This is a genomic window from Arthrobacter sp. Y3222053, from assembly GCF_059092805.1.
Window position 1 is genome coordinate 507,537 of record NZ_JBNHIA010000001.1, and the last position, 15,777, is coordinate 523,313.

Below are 15,777 nucleotides of genomic sequence, written 5' to 3' on the forward strand. Positions count from 1 at the left end.
GGACGGCCGGAGGTCCCCGGACATCGTAGCGATCCCGCAGCCCGGCAGCGGCGCCGTCCCGAAGGGCCCCGGTCAGGCGGGTTCGGGCACCTGCTGCGCCGCGGCGTCGTGCACCAACCGGCCCTCGAACCAGGTCTGCTGCACGCGGGTCTCATGGATCTGCCCGGGATCGATGGTGAAGATGTTCCGGTCCAGCACGATGAAGTCCGCCGACAGGCCTGCGCGCAGCATGCCTACCGTGTCCTGCAGGCCCATCGCGGCGGCCGGATTGCGGGTAAAGGCGGCCACGGCCTGCCGGATGTCCAGCGCCTGCGCGGCGTTGAGCTCGCCTTCGACGGCGGAATCGGGGTTGCGGCGGGTGATCATGGTTTCCAGCCCGGTCCAAGGGTCCGGCGTCGGCGCCGAGCAGGGCCAGTCGGAGCCGCCGCTGACCAGCGCGCCGTCCTCGAATAGGTCCTTCAGCGGCCAGGACTTCTCGAAGGTCTCGGCCGGAATCTGCTTCGCGATGCTCTCCTGGATCACGGAAGGGAACCAGATGTACGGCGACGCATCCGGGACCACGCCCAGGGCCGCGAACCGGGGCAGGTCCGCATCGCTGACGTACTCCGCGTGGGCAATCTGGAACAGCGGACCGTCGCCGCGGCCGGCACGCACCCGCTCCACGGCGTCGAGGATCAGCCGCACAGCGGCGTCGCCGGTGGCGTGCAGCTTGGCATGCAGGCCGCGGTCCACCAGATCCTCCAGGGAGGAGACCAATTCCTCCAGCTGCCAGAGCGGCTCGCCGGTGTGCTGCGGATCGTGGCCGGCGTGGCTGCAGCGGTAGGGGGTCAGCATGGCGGAGGTGCGGGTCATCGGCACCCCGTCCAAGACGTACTTGGAGAAGTCCGGATGCAGATGCGCGGTGCGGTGCCGTGCGCCGACGTCGTACAGGTCCGCGCCGGTGGTGCCGGGCTCGATGAACGGGCGGGACGGCATCGAGGCGACGACGTGGGCGGTGAGCTCCCCGCGTTCATCCATGCCGGCCAGGGTTTCCAGGGCGTAGTCCATGGTGGCGGCCTCCTGGACGGCGGTGACGCCGTAGCCGTTGAGGATGTCGACGGCGGTGCGGAACGCGGCGGCGTGCCGCTCCGGGGTCTCCTCGATCGAGGCCGCGGCCGCCGCCTCGGCGACCGGGCTGGCCAGCTCCTGCAGGACGCCGGTGAGCTGCCCGGCGTCGTCGCGCACGTAGGTGCCGCCCTCCGGATCCGGGGTGGACGCGTCCACGCCCATCAGCTCCAGCGCGCGGGAGTTGACCCAGCGGTTGTGCATGGAGTCATCCCGCAGCAGCACCGGGTGCCCGGCGGCGGCCTCGTCGAGGGCGTGCAGGTCCTCGACCGTGAGGTCGTCCATCACCGTCGAGCCGACGATGCCGCCGATGATCCACTCCCCCGGTTCCAGCCGTTCGGTCCACGCCCGCACCTTGGCGAAGATCTGTCCGGTGCCGTCGGTGGGCAGCAGCGGCAGCTCGAACGCCGCCTGCCGGCCGCCGAGGCCCAGATGCGCGTGCACGTCCACCAACCCCGGCATCGCCAGCCGGCCGCCCAGGTCCAGGACCTGGGCGCCGTCGCCGGCGCGGGCGCGGATCTCGCTCTCGCTGCCAACGGCGAGGATCCGGCCGGCGCCGACGGCGAAGGCTTCGGCCCACTCGTTCGCGGGGTCGCTGGTGTAGACGGGTCCGTTGACGACGATGAAGTCGATGGGAGCGTGGGTGGTCACGGGGCGGTCCTCTTTCGGCAGGCAGCAGGCGGTCTTCTGCCAGCTTCGGCTGTGCGGGGCGGATCGGCCTTGTCGTCCGGCGACTGCCCCTTGTCATTGCGCGCAGTCCTTTACGGAGCGCCGCCGCAGGAGCGCCGGGTCCGAAAAAACACCTCTTGTAACCCACGCCACACGCGGTTATTGTCTACAGCCATAGAAAAACCCGTGGTTCAGCCGCCGCAGCTACCCGTGGGTTTTCGCAGTGCCGCCCGTCCCGCCGCAGCAAACCGGCTTCCAGAAAACGGAGATCCCCCATGAGCTCGTGCCACTCCCCATCCGCCCCGGGCGCCCCCTCCGGTTCCGCAGCACCGGCCGCCGTCGCCGTCGATCCCGGCCCCGCGGGCGCCTACGCACTGGCCGCACCCGAGGAAATCACCGCCGTCCGCGAGGTGCTGGAGGCAGCGGGCCTGTTCCCGGAGACCGCCCGGATCGCGTATTTGGGCCTGGTCGATCCGCCCCGGGGCACCGCTGCCGACGCCGATACCGACGCAGCAGCCGGAGCCGGAGCACCGGACCGCAGATTCCGGGTCTTCCTGCTGGACACCGCCGGCGGCCGGCCGCACGACGTGGTCGTCTCCGCGGCCCGTCGCGAGGTGCTCTCCGACACCGAGCTGGACACCGCCGTCACCGGCGAGCTGCCCGTGCTCGAGGAGGAGTTCGAGGTGGTGGAGCAGATCCTCGCCGCCGATCCGGACTGGCTGGCGGCGCTGGAAAAGCGCGGGCTCGACGTCGCGCAGGTACGCGTGGCGCCGCTGTCCGCCGGCGTCTTCGAATACCCGGAGGAAAAGGGCCGGCGGATCCTGCGCGGACTGGCGTTCCTGCAGACCCACGCCGAGGACTCGGCCTGGGCGCATCCGATCGACGGGCTCGTGGCCTACGTGGACGTCACCGCCCGCACCGTGGACCAGGTGCTGGACTTCGGCGCCATGCCGGTGCCCGAGGAGCACGGCAACTACACCGACCCCGCGCTGACCGGGCCGCTGCGCACCACCCAGAAGCCGATCAGCATCACCCAGCCCGAAGGCCCGAGCTTCACGGTGACCGGCGGCAACCACGTCGAGTGGGAAAAGTGGCACCTTGACGTGGGCTTCGACGTCCGCGAGGGCCTGGTGCTGCACAACATCGGCTTCGAGGACGGCGGCAGGGTGCGCCGGATCCTCAACCGTGCGTCCATCGCCGAAATGGTGGTGCCCTACGGCGATCCGGCCCCCACCCGGTCCTGGCAGAACTACTTCGACACCGGCGAATACCTCGTGGGCCAGTTCGCGAACTCGCTCGAACTCGGCTGTGACTGCCTGGGCGAGATCCACTACATCTCCCCCACCGTCTCCGACGCGCGGGGCAATCCGCGCACCATCAAAAACGGGATCTGCATGCATGAGGAGGACGCCTCCATCCTCGCCAAGCACTCCGACCTGTGGTCCAGGGTGAACTACACCCGCCGCAACCGGCGCCTGGTGATCAGCTTCTTCACCACCGTGGGCAACTACGACTACGGCTTCTACTGGTACCTGTACCTGGACGGCACCATCGAGTTCGAGGCCAAGGCCACCGGCGTCGTGTTCACCAGCGCCTACCCGGGCAAGGACTACCCCTACGCCTCCGAAATGGCGCCCGGCCTGGGCGCCCCGTTCCATCAGCACCTGTTCAGCGCGCGGCTGGACTTCGCGCTCGACGGCGGTCCGGGCCGGGTCGAGGAGGAGGACGCCGTGCGCGTGGCGGTCAGCGCGGAGAACCCCCGCGGCAATGCCTTCACCCGCAGGCGGACCGTGCTGGCGAGGGAGTCCGAGGCCGCGCGCGACGCCGCGCCCGGCGTCGGCCGCACCTGGGTGGTCTCCAACCCGGAGGTCCGGAACCGGCTGGGCGAGCCGGTGGGCTACAAGCTGCATCCGGAGGGCCAGCCCACGCTGCTGGCGGACGAGGATTCCTCGATCTACCGGCGGGCGACCTTTGCATCCAAGGCGCTGTGGGTGACCCGGCGGGACGAGGCGCAGCGGTACCCGACCGGCGACTTCGTCAACCAGCATGCCGGCGACGCGGGCCTGCCCGAGTGGGTGCAGGCGGACCGAAACCTGGACGGCGAGGACCTGGTGGTTTGGCACACCTTCGGCCTGACGCACTTTCCGCGGGTGGAGGACTGGCCGATCATGCCCGTGGACACCGCCGGGTTCAAGCTGCGCCCGGAAGGATTCTTCGACCGGTCGCCGGTGCTCGACGTGCCCCCGCCCGCCCCGGGCGCGCACTGCCACCGGTAGACGGCGCGGCCGTGCGGTTCCCGCCTGCGGGAGCGGTAGCCGGCGGGCAGCTGATCCACGCCCGGGCCTGCGCGGCGGCCGTGCTGGCCGGCGCCCTGGCGCATCTGTGGATGGTGCTGGCGCATCCGCATCCGTGGTGGCAGGCGGTCCTGATGCTGGGCATGGCGGCTGCCTGCCTGCCGTGCGGCTGGGGCCTGTGGCGCTCTCCTTCCGCGTCGGGCGCCCGGATGGCCATGGCGGCGGCCCTGGCCATGGCCGGCTTCCATGCCCTGTTGCTGCTCGCCGGCGGGTCCGCAACCCACGCGCATCACGGCTCCGTGGCCGTCGCCTCCGGGGCTCTGCCAGCGGCGTCGGGCACCGGCCCGGGGTCCCCCGCGGCGGCGTCGAGCACTGCGGCCGCCGCGCCGTCAGGCCTGGAAGCGATGCTGATTCTGACGGCGTGGGAGCTGGGCGCCGCCCTGCTGGCCGCCGTCTGGCTGCACCGCCGCCGAGCGGGCCGAGGCTGGCCCTAAAGCTCCGCTTTGGACAAAACGACCGGGAATGCCCGCGACGGCACACCCGTTGCAGATGTAAACAGCGAGAACACCCGACCCAACTGAAAGGTGGAACCGCATGAAGATTGTTGGAGTAACCGAATTCGGCGGACCCGAGGCCCTGCAGGTGCTGGAGGTACCCGACCCGCACCCTGGGCCCGGTGAAGTCCGGATCCGGGTTCGCGCAGCAGCCGTCAACCCCACCGACACCGTGCTGCGGGCAGGGCTGCAGGGCACCGGCGGCAAGCAGGCGCCCCACATTCCCGGCATGGATGCAGCCGGCATCATCGACGAGGTGGGTGAGGGCAGCCGCTGGAGCATAGGCGAGGAGGTCATGGCCATCGCCGTGCCCCGCGGCGAACACCGCGGGGCCTACGTCCAGTACCTCATCGCTCCCGATGAGTCGCTGGCACCGATACCCGCCGGAACAGATCTGCCCACCGCCGCCACCCTGCCCATGAACGGGCTGACCGCGGTGCAAATCCTCGAAAAGCTCGACCTCTCCCCCGGCCAGGTCCTGGCCGTCAACGGCGCCGCGGGCACCCTGGGCAATTACCTTGTCCAGCTGGCCAAGCTCGCCGGCCTGACCGTCGTCGCCGACGCCGCCCCGAAGGACCGTGAACTGGTTGCCGCGCTGGGCCCGGACCACATCGTCGAGCGCGGGGATGACTTCGGCAGGCGGGTCCGGGAACTGTTCCCCGACGGCGTCGACGCCGTGGCGGATGCCGCCGTGCAGAACGAGGCGGCCGCCGAAGCGGTGCGCGACGGCGGCGGTTTCGCCACCGTCCGCGGCTGGAAGGGCGATCCCGGCCGGGGCATCACCGTGCACCCGATCTGGGTGGGCGAGGAATACCGCTCGCAGGAGAAGCTGGACCGGCTGCGGGCCCTGGCCGAGGAAGGCGTCCTGACGCTGAGGGTCGCCGACACTCTGCCTGCGGAGGAAGCCGCGGAGGCGCATCGGCGGCTGGAGGCCGGCGGCACGCGCGGGCGCCTGGTGCTGCTCTTCTAGCCGGCAGGAACGCGCGGTGACGGACAGCGGGCCTTGAAGCGTCAGTCGACGAACTCGGACTGCGTCTCGATGAAGTCCCAGTCCTGGTTGTTCAGGATCGGATCCATCACCGGGCCGCCGGCCTCGGCAATGCGGGTCTGGACCTTCGGCGGGATCCCTTCATCGCGCAGGTTCTCCCGCAGCCATTCCTTGGCCGTGATGTCCAGGTAGGGCCACCAGCGTTCAATGCGGATGGGTTCCATGACAGCCCCCTTTCATTCGCAGTAGAACAAAGGTGGCACCGGCCCCGCACCCGCGCAAGGGGACGCCGCCAGCTTCCGGTTCCGGCCCCCGGCTGGTACCGGCCGCCGCGCCGGCACGCGGCCGGGACCGGGTTGTCAGTCGCGGACGCTGATGGACCCGATGGCCGCGCGGGCCTGCTGCGCCAGCTCCTCGGGCAGCGGCGCGCTCTTGGCAGCCTCCTCGGAGGCGGTCTGGCCCTCCTCGCTGACCAGGTACAGACCGAATTCCTTCACCAGTTCCGCCATCTTCGGATCATCGTAGGAACTGCAGAAAATCTCGTAGGAGACGAGCACCAGCGGATATGCCCCGGGCGCGGTGGTGGTGCGGTTCAGGTGCAGGGCGATGTCGTGCTCGTCGCGGCCGGGCACCCGGGTGGCCTCGGAGACGGCAATTGCGGCGGCCTCGCCGCTGATCGGCACGTACTGTTCGCCGACCAGCAGGTTCACGGTGCCCATGGACTCGTCCACCACCGAATCGTCGGCGTAGGTCACGGCGCCCTCGGTGCGCGTCACGGTGCTGACGACGCCGGCGCTGCCCTGGGCGTTTTCCCCGGCCAGGCCGCCGGGCCAGGTGCCCGACGGCGCATCCGGCCAGGCGTCAGGCGCCACCTCGTGCAGGTACTCGGTGAAGTTCTCCGTGGTGCCCGAGTCGTCCGCCCGGCTGACCGGGGTGATCCGCAGGTCCGGCAGCTCGACGTCGGGGTTCTGCCGGGCGATCTCCGGGTGGGTCCAGGTATCGATGTCGCCGCGGAAGACGGCGGCAATGGTGGCTGCGTCCAGGTTCAGCGACTCGATGCCGGGCAGGTTGAAGGCCACGGCGATCGGGGAGATGTAGGTCGGGATGTCATACGCCCCGTCCGGGCCGCAGACGTCCCGGGCCTGGCCCATTTCCTGCTCCTGCAGATAGGCGTCGGAGCCCGCGAACTGCACCGCTCCGTTGAGCAGGGCGTTGCGGCCGGCGCCGGAGCCGTCCGGCGAGTACTGCAGCTGGACCCGTGGGTGGAGCAGGCCGAAGCCGGCGATCCACGCGTCCATCGCCGGCCCCTGCGCGCTGGACCCGGAGCCGGACAGGGTGCCGGTGAGGTTGGAGGTGCTGCGCTCGGCGGCTTCGCGCTGCTCGTCCCCCAGCGGGTAATCGGAACCGCAGGCGGTCAGGGCCAGGGCCGCCGCGGCAGCCAGGGCGAGAGGACGGGCGAGGCGGGGCAGGGGCACTGGGGGCGGTCCTTCCAAAGACATCCAGACGGGGGTGCGGCAGCAGGCTTGTGGGCGGGCCGGCGGCGTCGGCTGTGGCCGGCCGCCTCATCAAGGCTAGCGGTCCCCGCGCCTGCACCGCCAACCGGCCGGCGGACCCGGCCGCCGGTTTCCGTGCCCGCCCTTGGCCCGGCTGCACCGCGGTGCCACGATGGTCGGACCGACGGCGGCCGCCGGCGACGGCGCCCGCACCTCAGGATGCGGTCCGCATCCCCGGCCGATGGAGAACCAGTGCTCATCATCGCCGTTATTGCCGCGCTGGCCGCCGCGGCCGTCCACGTGTACATCTTCATCCTTGAGTCGCTGCGCTGGACCGAACCCGAGACCATGGCGATCTTCCGGGTGGGCAGCCCGCAGGCGGCGGCCGACACCCAGGCCCTGGCCTACAACCAGGGGTTCTACAACCTGTTCCTCGCCGTCGGCGCCCTGCTGGGCGTCCTGCTGCTCACGCTGGGCAACGGAGTGGCCGGACTGACCTTGATGAGCTTCACCACCGCGTGCATGCTGCTCGCAGCCCTGGTGCTGCTGGTGAACGACCGCCGGATGGCCCGCCCGGCCCTGATCCAGGGCGGGCCTGCGGCGGTGGCGCTGGTGTTCACCCTGCTGGGCGCCTGACGCGCCTACCCTTCGACGCCGTCGAGTTCGTTGGGCACGTGCTCAAGGTCCGCGGAGCGCACGACGGCGCCCGCAGCCAGGTCCACCGCGTGCAGGGCGCGGCGGGCCGGGTCGGTGACGTAGGCCGTGCCGCCGAGCACGAACAGCGTGGGGCGGGGCTGCTGCCAGTCCAGCGGCTCCTCCCACGCATCGGTCACCGGAATCCGGGCCGTGGGCTGCGCGGTGTCCGGGTCGATCACGTGCAGCGCCCCGTCGGTGCCCAGCACCAGGGCCTCCCCGGCCGGACCGCGGCCGAGCGAACGGAACGAATAGCTGGTGCCCAGGTCCACCAGGCGCATCGAGGCTGCGGCCGTATCCACCAGGGCCACACGCCGGGGCCGCTCCAGATCCGCCTCCGGATCGGTTTTGTAATCGGCGAGGATCACGGCGGAGGCGGAAGAGCCCGCCTGGTTGCCCAGGCGTCCGTAGCCGTCCGGGCTCTGCACCTTCGCGAAGGCGCCGTCGCGGTGGATCAGCATGCCGTCCTCACAGCCGAAGGCGAGGGCGTCCGCGGCCTCGACCACGCCGTGCAGCCCCGGGCAGTCTCCGCCGGCCAGGACCTCGGTGCCGTCCTCGGCCAGCACGGCCGCGCCGGTGCGCGCCTGATCGTCGCCGCGGCTGACGATCAGCCCGCCGTCCGCCAGCGGCACGGCGACGCCGTGGTGGGGTTCGGGCAGCCGCAGTTCCGTATCCTCCCGGCCCGCGGCGAGCCGCTGCGTGTCCAGCAGCGTGACGCTGCCGTCGGCGTCGTCGAAGAACGCCGTCCGGCCGTCCCGGGCGACCACGTGGCCGGGTGCGCCGGCGTCGATCCGCTGGCCGGTCAGCCGCGGCTCGGTGGTGTAGTGGTGCCCGTGGTCGCCGTGCTGCCGGGTCCAGGCGCCGGCGTCCAGCAGATGGAAGCCGCCGTCGCCGGACACCGCCAGGTGACGGCCGTCCCCGGCATCGGACAGGCGCAGGAAACCGGGCAGGTCCAGCTCCGCCACCGGCTCCAGGGTGGCGGCGTCGAGCACGCTCAGGCCGCCGTCGTGCGTGAGCACCAGCCGCGGCGACGCGGCGCCGGCTTCCCGGGTGGGTGCGGGCGACGGCGACGGCGCGCCGGAGGAGGACCCCTCCGCAGGCGGTGCGGACGTCGTGGGCGGCGCCGCGGGCGCGGCGCAGCCGTCAAGCAGCAGGGCGGCAAGGGGCAGGGCGGCGAGGGGCAGGAGAGCGTGCTGGCGGGGGGCCGCGAACGCGCGGCGGGAACCGGATCGTGGTGTCATGCCGGCCAGCGTAACTTAAATGAGAATCATTATCGTTAATGTTGCGCGGCGTCTTTTCGGCAGTGCATGCCGGCGGCTGCGCTAGAGCCCGGTCATCCTGAGCGTGATGTTGATGCGCCCCTGCGTGAGGCCGCACTCCGGATCGGCGGTGCCCGGCAGTGTTTTGGGCACCCCGTGATACGCAAACCGGGACGGCCCGCCGAAGACGAACAAATCTCCGGAGGCCAGCTCCAGGTCCGTCCACGGCCGGGTCCGGGTCTCGGTGTTGCCGAACCGGAAGATGCAGCTGTCGCCGATGCTCAGGGACACCACGGGGGCCGGCGACTTTTCGTCCTTGTCCTGGTGCAGGCCCATCTTCGCCCCGTGCGGATACCAGTTGATCAGTGCGGTGTCCGGTTCATACGACTCCGGATCGAACGACGCCGGATCCCAGCCCGGCTCGCCCGGGGTGCGGTAGGCGGCGGCCAGCGCCCGCCGGCCCAGGTCCGCCAGCCAGTCCGGCAGCTCGGCCACCCGGCCGCCGCCGACGTCGTCCGCGGTGCGCGTGTACTTGTACGGCTGCCAGTGCCAGCCCAGGCAGACGGTCTGCACCGACATCGGATGTCCGCCCGGCATCACGGCCGAGCGCATCGGCACCGGCCCCACCGCCCAGCGGCGGCAGGCCGTCACGATGTCCCGCTGCTGCTCCGGGCCCAGCCACCCGGGGACATGCACCGCGCCGAGCGCGGGCGCGCTGCGCTCACGCGGAAACAGCTCTCCGCTCATGCCGAAACCTCCCGCCTGGCCCGGGCCGCGCCGGTGCAGCCGGCGGCTGCGGGACGGGCAGCCCCGGCGCAGGTGTCGGCCGGTAATTCAGTGCTCATGATCCTCCCGCTACAGCCTATGCGGAGCCCGCCGCTGCACATACCGGGGGTATGTTCCGGGCGCCTCCGGACATACCCCCGGTATGTTTCCGGACCCGCCGAAAATGGCATTCCCAGGCCGATGGATCGTTGCTAGATTCTGCTGCACATCCGCCAGATCAAGGGAGATCACGTGCCGAACCTCGCCACCATCCTCACCGACACCGCAGCCCGCCTTCCGGACAGCACGGCGCTGCGGATCCAGGACACCGCGGTCACCTTCGGCATGCTGGACGGCATGAGCGCCCGGGTGGCCGGGCTGCTTGCCGAGCGTGGCATCGAGCCCGGCGACCGCGTAGCCATCATCCTGCCGAACATCCCGCCGATGGCCGCCATCTACTACGGCATCCTTCGCCGAGGAGCGGTGGTGGTGCCGCTGAACCCGCTGCTCAAGGCACGGGAAATTGCCTACCATCTGCAGGACTCCGGAGCCCGGATGATCTTTGCCTTCGACTTCGAGGACATGCTCGCGCAGGCCGAAGCGGGCGCCGCGGAGGCGGGCGACGTCGAGGTGGTGGCGGTCAACCCGGCCACCTTCGGGCAGCTGCTGGCCTCCGTGGAGGCCCGGCCGGAGGTGGCGGAGAAAGCCGACAACGACACCGCCGTCATCCTCTACACCTCCGGCACCACGGGACGGCCCAAGGGAGCAACCCTGTCCCACCACAACCTGTACAGCAACGCCGAGGTATCCCGCTCGCTGCTGGATACCCAGCCCGAGGACGTAATCTTCGGCGGCCTGCCGTTCTTCCATGTCTTCGGCCAGACCGCGGCCCTGAACGCGGCGGTGATGGCCGGCGCCTCGATCAGCCTCCTGCCGCGCTTCGATCCCGGACAGGCGCTGCAGATCCTCGAGCGGGACCGGGTCACCATCTTCCAGGGCGTGCCCACCATGTACATTGCGATGCTGCGCCACCCGGCCATGGCACAGACCGATACCTCCACGGTGCGCGGGGCGATCTCCGGCGGCGCGTCGCTGCCGCTGGAGGTGCTGCACGAGTTCGAGGAGGTGTTCGGCACCGAGATGCTCGAGGGCTACGGGCTGTCCGAGACCTCGCCGGTGGTGTCCTTCAACCTTCCCGGCCCCGACCGGCGGGCCGGTTCGATCGGCAAGCCCGTGGCGGGCATGGAGGTGCGGATCGTGGACGACGCCGGCGCGGACCTGCCGGTGGGCGAAGTCGGAGAGCTCGCCATCCGCGGCGAGGGCGTGATGCAGGGCTACTGGAACAATCCCGAGGCGACCGCCGCAGCAATACCGGACGGCTGGTTCCGCAGCGGGGACCTGGCCAGGTTCGACGAGCTGGGCAACATCTACATCGTTGACCGGAAGAAGGACATGATCCTGCGCGGGGGCTACAACGTCTATCCGCGCGAAATTGAGGAGGTCCTGTACGAGCACCCCGCGGTCGCCGAAGCCGCCGTGCTGGGCGTTCCGGACGAGCTGTCCGGCGAGGAGGTGGCCGCCGTCGTCGGCGTCAAGGAAGGCATGCTGCCGGACGACGGCCCCGGGCGGGCCGAGCTGGCCGACGCCATCCGGGACTTCGCGAAGGAGCGCCTGGCGGCCTACAAGTACCCGCGGATCGTGCAGCTCACGGACACCCTGCCGAAGGGGCCCACGGGCAAGATCCTCAAGCGCGAGATCAACGTGACGGCCGGCAAGCCGGCCGAGGACGCGCTGGGCCAGGGCGGCCAGGGCTAGGCGGATCCGGGCCGGGCCAGGCCCGGGCGGAACCTAGGAGTACACCTCCGGGGCGCCTTCCTCCGGGAGGGCGCCCCGGCGGTCCGCCCGGACCAGGAACACGCCGATCACGATCAGCGCGCCGCCGGTGAGCTGCACCGGCCGCGGCAGCTCGGCCAGCAGCAGCCAGGCCCACAGCACCGCGAACAGCACCTCGGTCAGCGAGACGAAGGATGCCACCCGGGAGCCCAGCGCCCGCGCCGCGACAATGCCGGTCACGTAGGCCAGCACGGTGGAGAACAGGACCAGGCCCAGCAGCGGCACCCACCAGCGGGTGGTCCAGCCCGCGAGTTCGACGTCGGCCGTGTTCCAGGCCATCGGCACCAGGCCGACGGCGCCGAGCAGGGCCATGGTGGCCGCGCCCACGAACATGCCTCCGGTGGCCAGCACCAGCGGAGGCAGGGTGTCGTTCTGCCGGGCGGTGATGAAGAAGTAGACCGCCAGGCAGACCGCGGCCGCCAGGCCCCAGAGGACGCCGATCGGGTCCACCCGGGCGTCGGCCGTGACATCGAGGACGAGCACCAGCCCGGCGACGGCGGCGACCGTGCCCAGCATGGTCGGCAGTCCGGGCCGGCGGCGGCGGACCAGCCAGATCCACAGGACCATCAGCACGGGTGCGAGGAACTCCAGCAGCAGGGCCACGCCCACCGACAGGCGGTTCACCGCGTTGAAGTAGAAGAACTGGCAGCCGGCCACCCCGATGAGGCCGAACAGCACAATGGTGCGCCAGTTCGCCCGGACCTGGTGCCAGCGTCCATGCAGCACCCAGAGGACCGGAACGAGCAGGACCAGGCCGGCGCCGCCCATCCGGACCGCGACGGCGGCCGCTGAGCTCCAGCCGGTCTCCAGCAGGGCCTTCGCAAAGGAGCCGGAGAGGCCGAACACCGCTGAGGACAACAGCGCAACGGCCAGCCCCGAGGCGCCGGCCGAGGCGATGGAGGCAGTCTGCCCGGCGGGGGTGCTGCCGTGGTGGGGTGAGCTGCGCCGTGGCATGCCGGGCTCCCCTTTCATGTGGTGCCGAGGGTTCCCGGGGGGCTGTCCCGGCGCGCGCCGGCAGGAGCGGGAAAGTGCTGATGAGGATGACGCTAGCCCCGGCCGCCGAGGGCGGTCAACGCGTCCGATTCACACTCCGTCGCGGATCAATGCCTGCCGGATGCTGGGCTGGGTTCACATGCGTGCGCATGCACTGTTGTCAGCACGCTGACGGTCGGCTAGCCTAACCCTGCCTCCGGCTGCAGCCCTATCCCCACTGCGGGCTGCGCTGAAGCACCTGAACCGGGTGCTTTCGGAAGCCGACGGCACTTTCCAGCAAGTCTCATTCGCAACTCTGAACGGTCCGTCCGAGGCCGCAGGCTGCACCGCTGCAGCCTGCAGTCCCGCACGGACCGCTTACCGGGGGGATAACTTCATGCATCAACCACGCGCCATCCACAAACGCGCGGGCGCACTCAGCGCCGCAGCCGTGCTGGCCTTCACCGGGCTTATGGCCGCCGCGCCGGCCAACGCCGACGAGGCCACGGCACCCGCCGAGCCCACGGCCACCACCACCGCCGTTCCGGCCACCGCTCCCGCCACGCCGGCTCCCGCCAAGGCACCGGCTGCTCCCCAGGACGCCGTTCCCGCGCCGGAAGCGGATGCAGAGGGAACCGCAGCGGCCTCCGAGCTGCCCCCGGGCCTGGCCGAGGCACTCATGCGCGACCTTGGCATGAGCCTCGAGGAATTCATCGCGGCAGGCGAGCTGGGCGAGAAGGCAGCCCTCGCGCTGCCCGAGCTCCAGAAGATCGAGGGCTTCGTCAGCCTGCGCCTGGAAGCCGACCAGATCGTCGTCACCGGTTCGGGCGAGGAACTCACCGCTGCGGTGTCCGAGCTCGGCGCCATCCTTGAGGAGCCGGTTCCCGCCGAGTCCGAGGACGCCGCCGCCGAGACGGCCGAGGAAACCGCCGCAGCCGAAGCTCCCGCCGCTGAGGAAGAAGCCGCTGACGACGAGGAGCCGGCCGCCGGTTCCTCCGTCGCCGAAGACGTCGACAGCCTGCTCCGCGCGTACGTGCAGAAGGTCGGCAGCGCCGAAGGCCTGCGCTCCGTGATGCTCACCGGTCCCGGCGAATACACCATCAAGCTGGGCACGCCGCTGGATGCGCTGCCCGCCCAGCCCGCCGGGTCCCTGATCCGCATGGCCAGCGCCCCGAAGATGACGCCAGCCGAGTTCGACGCCGAGTACACCAACGTCACCGTTCTGGAGCAGCCCCAGCCGCTGATCACCTTTGAGGACGTGCCGGGCGGCTCCGGCATCGTCACCGGCAGCGCCGCGGGTCCGGACGGGCTGTGCTCCATCGGCTTCAACGGGTTCACCGCGGGCAGCCCCGCCGCCCTGACCGCAGGCCACTGCACCGGCGACGACGCCTCGAACCTGGCCTTCCTGGAGCCGCTTGAAGGCGACAACGTGCTGGTGCCGCTGGGCGAATTCACCTTCTCCCAGTTCGGCGGCACGAACCACAGCCCCACCCCCAACGATCCTGAAGCGGAACCGAACCGCGGCACCGACATCGCCCTCATCCAGAACATTGACGAGGACATCGACCTGACGGCCGAGGTCACCGAGCGCGGCGCCAACACCGATCGCAACGCCGACACCCTGGCGGTCACCGGTTCGGCGGACGTCGCCCTCGGCAGCCCGATCTGCAAGTCCGGACGCACGACCTTCTGGACCTGCGGCAGCGTCTCCGAACTGGGCATCTTCTTCGTGGGCGGCGGCAACGGCGTCGACGACGTCCGCGCCGTCTGGGGCTTCGGCAGCGCAGACCTGGTTGCCGCCCCGGGCGACTCCGGTGGCAGCATCGTCAGCGGCACCACCGCCGTCGGCCTGATCAGCGCCGGCATCGAGGGCGTCATCACCAACGGCGCCTTGCTGTCCGACGCGGTCCGCTACCTTCCCAGCACCTTTGAGCTCGCGATGTTCATCGCCAAGCCCACCCTGACCGGCCCGGCGGCCGAGGGGACGGTCCTGACCGGCAAGCCGATCACCGGCACCGTGCCCGGCGCTCCCGCCGGCACCAAGGTCCAGGTCACCTTCGACGGCAAGCCGATCGATCCGGTGGACGTCGCCGCGGACGGCACCTGGAGCGTCACCGCCCCGGGCATCACGGACGAAGACGTCATGGAACGGACGCTCGAAATGACCGTCCGCGCCGTGAACGGGTCCAACAAGTCCTCGATGGCCGAGTTCACCCTCAACCTTGAGAAGGCTCCGCTGGATCTGCCCGTGTTCACCACCCCGGCCACCGTGGTCGGGGAAGTGGCCGAGATCTCCGGCACCGGCGTCGAGGGCGCCACGGTGACCGTGGAGATCAGCGCCGCAGCCAAGCAGGGCGAGGCGGCCGCACTGGCCGAACTCCCCCTGACCGAAACCGTCGAGGTCAAGGACGGCAGCTGGACCGTCGAGCTCGAGGACGCGCTGCGGCCGGGCACCTACCGGGTGACCGCGGTGCAGTCCATGACCGGTACGCCGGACTCCGATGAAGCCGCCCTGGACCTCTCGGTCCTGTACACCGCTCCGGTCATCACCAACCTGAAGGACGGGCAGGAGTTCACCGAGGGTTCCACCCCCGAGACGATCACCGGCACCGCCCGTCCGGGCGCTACTGTGACCGTGGCCGTCGGCAACGCGCTGGCCACCGGCACCACCGAGGTTGACGAAGACGGCCGCTGGTCCTACGACGTCGAGCCCTGGGCCGCCGGCGAGTACGCCATCACCGCTTCCCAGCAGGTTGACGGCGTCGGCTCCGACTTCACCCAGCTGACCGTCCGCGTCGCCGCCCTCCAGGTGGCACCGGGCGGCAACCCCGGCGATCCGGGCACCCCGGGTGCTCCCGGCAACCCGGGCGGCAACAACGACGGCGGTAACAACAACAACGGCAACGCCGGCGGCAACGATGACGGCGACCTCGCCGACACCGGCGCCAACGGCGTCGGCATGGCAGCCGCAGCCGGCCTGCTCCTCGTGGGCGGCGGCACCGGTGCACTGCTGCTGAACCGCCGCCGCCGCGGCGCTCACGTGGCAACCCGCAGCTAGCCTGCATCAAGCCACCAGGGCGGGTCCCGGCTTCG

12 protein-coding genes are annotated in these 15,777 nt (G+C 71.1%); 6 read left to right on the top strand and 6 right to left on the bottom strand.

The features are described from left to right. Positions 1-72: 72 nt before the first annotated feature. The gene (locus AC5RUW_RS02415) at positions 73-1,755 is read right to left on the bottom strand and encodes an amidohydrolase (protein WP_494159224.1); all 1,683 of its coding nucleotides are present in this window, start codon (positions 1,753-1,755) and stop codon (positions 73-75) included. A 293-nt stretch (positions 1,756-2,048) separates the two neighbouring features. On the opposite strand from AC5RUW_RS02415, the gene AC5RUW_RS02420 reads away from it, so the two are divergent. From AC5RUW_RS02420 to AC5RUW_RS02430, 3 genes are all read left to right on the top strand, one after another. Further along, positions 2,049-4,049, top strand: a complete 2,001-nt coding sequence (locus AC5RUW_RS02420) for a primary-amine oxidase (protein WP_494159225.1) — start codon at positions 2,049-2,051, stop codon at positions 4,047-4,049. A gap of 11 nt (positions 4,050-4,060) precedes the next feature. After that, the gene (locus AC5RUW_RS02425) at positions 4,061-4,561 is read left to right on the top strand and encodes a hypothetical protein (protein ID WP_494159226.1); all 501 of its coding nucleotides are present in this window, start codon (positions 4,061-4,063) and stop codon (positions 4,559-4,561) included. A gap of 100 nt (positions 4,562-4,661) precedes the next feature. Then, entirely contained in the window at positions 4,662-5,591 is a 930-nt protein-coding gene (locus tag AC5RUW_RS02430; RefSeq protein WP_494159227.1) for an NADP-dependent oxidoreductase, read from the top strand. A 41-nt stretch (positions 5,592-5,632) separates the two neighbouring features. On the opposite strand, the gene AC5RUW_RS02435 is transcribed toward AC5RUW_RS02430, so the two are convergent. Both AC5RUW_RS02435 and pstS read right to left on the bottom strand, forming a co-directional pair. Further along, positions 5,633-5,824, bottom strand: coding sequence for a hypothetical protein (locus AC5RUW_RS02435; RefSeq protein WP_494006630.1), 192 nt, complete (start codon positions 5,822-5,824; stop codon positions 5,633-5,635). 144 nt (positions 5,825-5,968) lie between these two features. Further along, positions 5,969-7,084, bottom strand: coding sequence for a phosphate ABC transporter substrate-binding protein PstS (pstS, locus tag AC5RUW_RS02440; protein WP_494159228.1), 1,116 nt, complete (start codon positions 7,082-7,084; stop codon positions 5,969-5,971). A 270-nt stretch (positions 7,085-7,354) separates the two neighbouring features. Here pstS and AC5RUW_RS02445 point away from each other — a divergent pair, with 270 nt between their 5' ends. Then, positions 7,355-7,738 (top strand): DUF1304 domain-containing protein, encoded by a 384-nt coding sequence (locus tag AC5RUW_RS02445; RefSeq protein ID WP_494159229.1) that lies wholly within the window; start codon positions 7,355-7,357, stop codon positions 7,736-7,738. A 5-nt stretch (positions 7,739-7,743) separates the two neighbouring features. On the opposite strand, the gene AC5RUW_RS02450 is transcribed toward AC5RUW_RS02445, so the two are convergent. Together AC5RUW_RS02450 and AC5RUW_RS02455 are read right to left on the bottom strand one after the other, a co-directional pair. Then, positions 7,744-9,036 carry a hypothetical protein gene (locus AC5RUW_RS02450; RefSeq protein ID WP_494159230.1) on the bottom strand — a complete coding sequence of 431 codons (1,293 nt, stop codon included), beginning with the start codon at positions 9,034-9,036 and terminating at the stop codon, positions 7,744-7,746. A gap of 81 nt (positions 9,037-9,117) precedes the next feature. Beyond that, positions 9,118-9,801, bottom strand: a complete 684-nt coding sequence (locus AC5RUW_RS02455; protein WP_494159231.1) for an alpha-ketoglutarate-dependent dioxygenase AlkB family protein — start codon at positions 9,799-9,801, stop codon at positions 9,118-9,120. A 270-nt stretch (positions 9,802-10,071) separates the two neighbouring features. Here AC5RUW_RS02455 and AC5RUW_RS02460 point away from each other — a divergent pair, with 270 nt between their 5' ends. Beyond that, complete coding sequence (locus tag AC5RUW_RS02460) at positions 10,072-11,634, top strand: long-chain-fatty-acid--CoA ligase (RefSeq protein ID WP_494159232.1); 1,563 nt, start codon at positions 10,072-10,074, stop codon at positions 11,632-11,634. 33 nt (positions 11,635-11,667) lie between these two features. Here AC5RUW_RS02460 and AC5RUW_RS02465 read toward each other — a convergent pair whose 3' ends face one another. After that, positions 11,668-12,666 (bottom strand): EamA family transporter, encoded by a 999-nt coding sequence (locus AC5RUW_RS02465; protein ID WP_494159233.1) that lies wholly within the window; start codon positions 12,664-12,666, stop codon positions 11,668-11,670. Positions 12,667-13,081: 415 nt separating this feature from the next. Between AC5RUW_RS02465 and AC5RUW_RS02470 the strand changes: the two genes are divergently transcribed. Then, a complete protein-coding gene (locus tag AC5RUW_RS02470) occupies positions 13,082-15,742 on the top strand; it encodes a hypothetical protein (protein WP_494159234.1) in 2,661 nt (886 codons plus the stop codon). Positions 15,743-15,777: the final 35 nt, after the last annotated feature.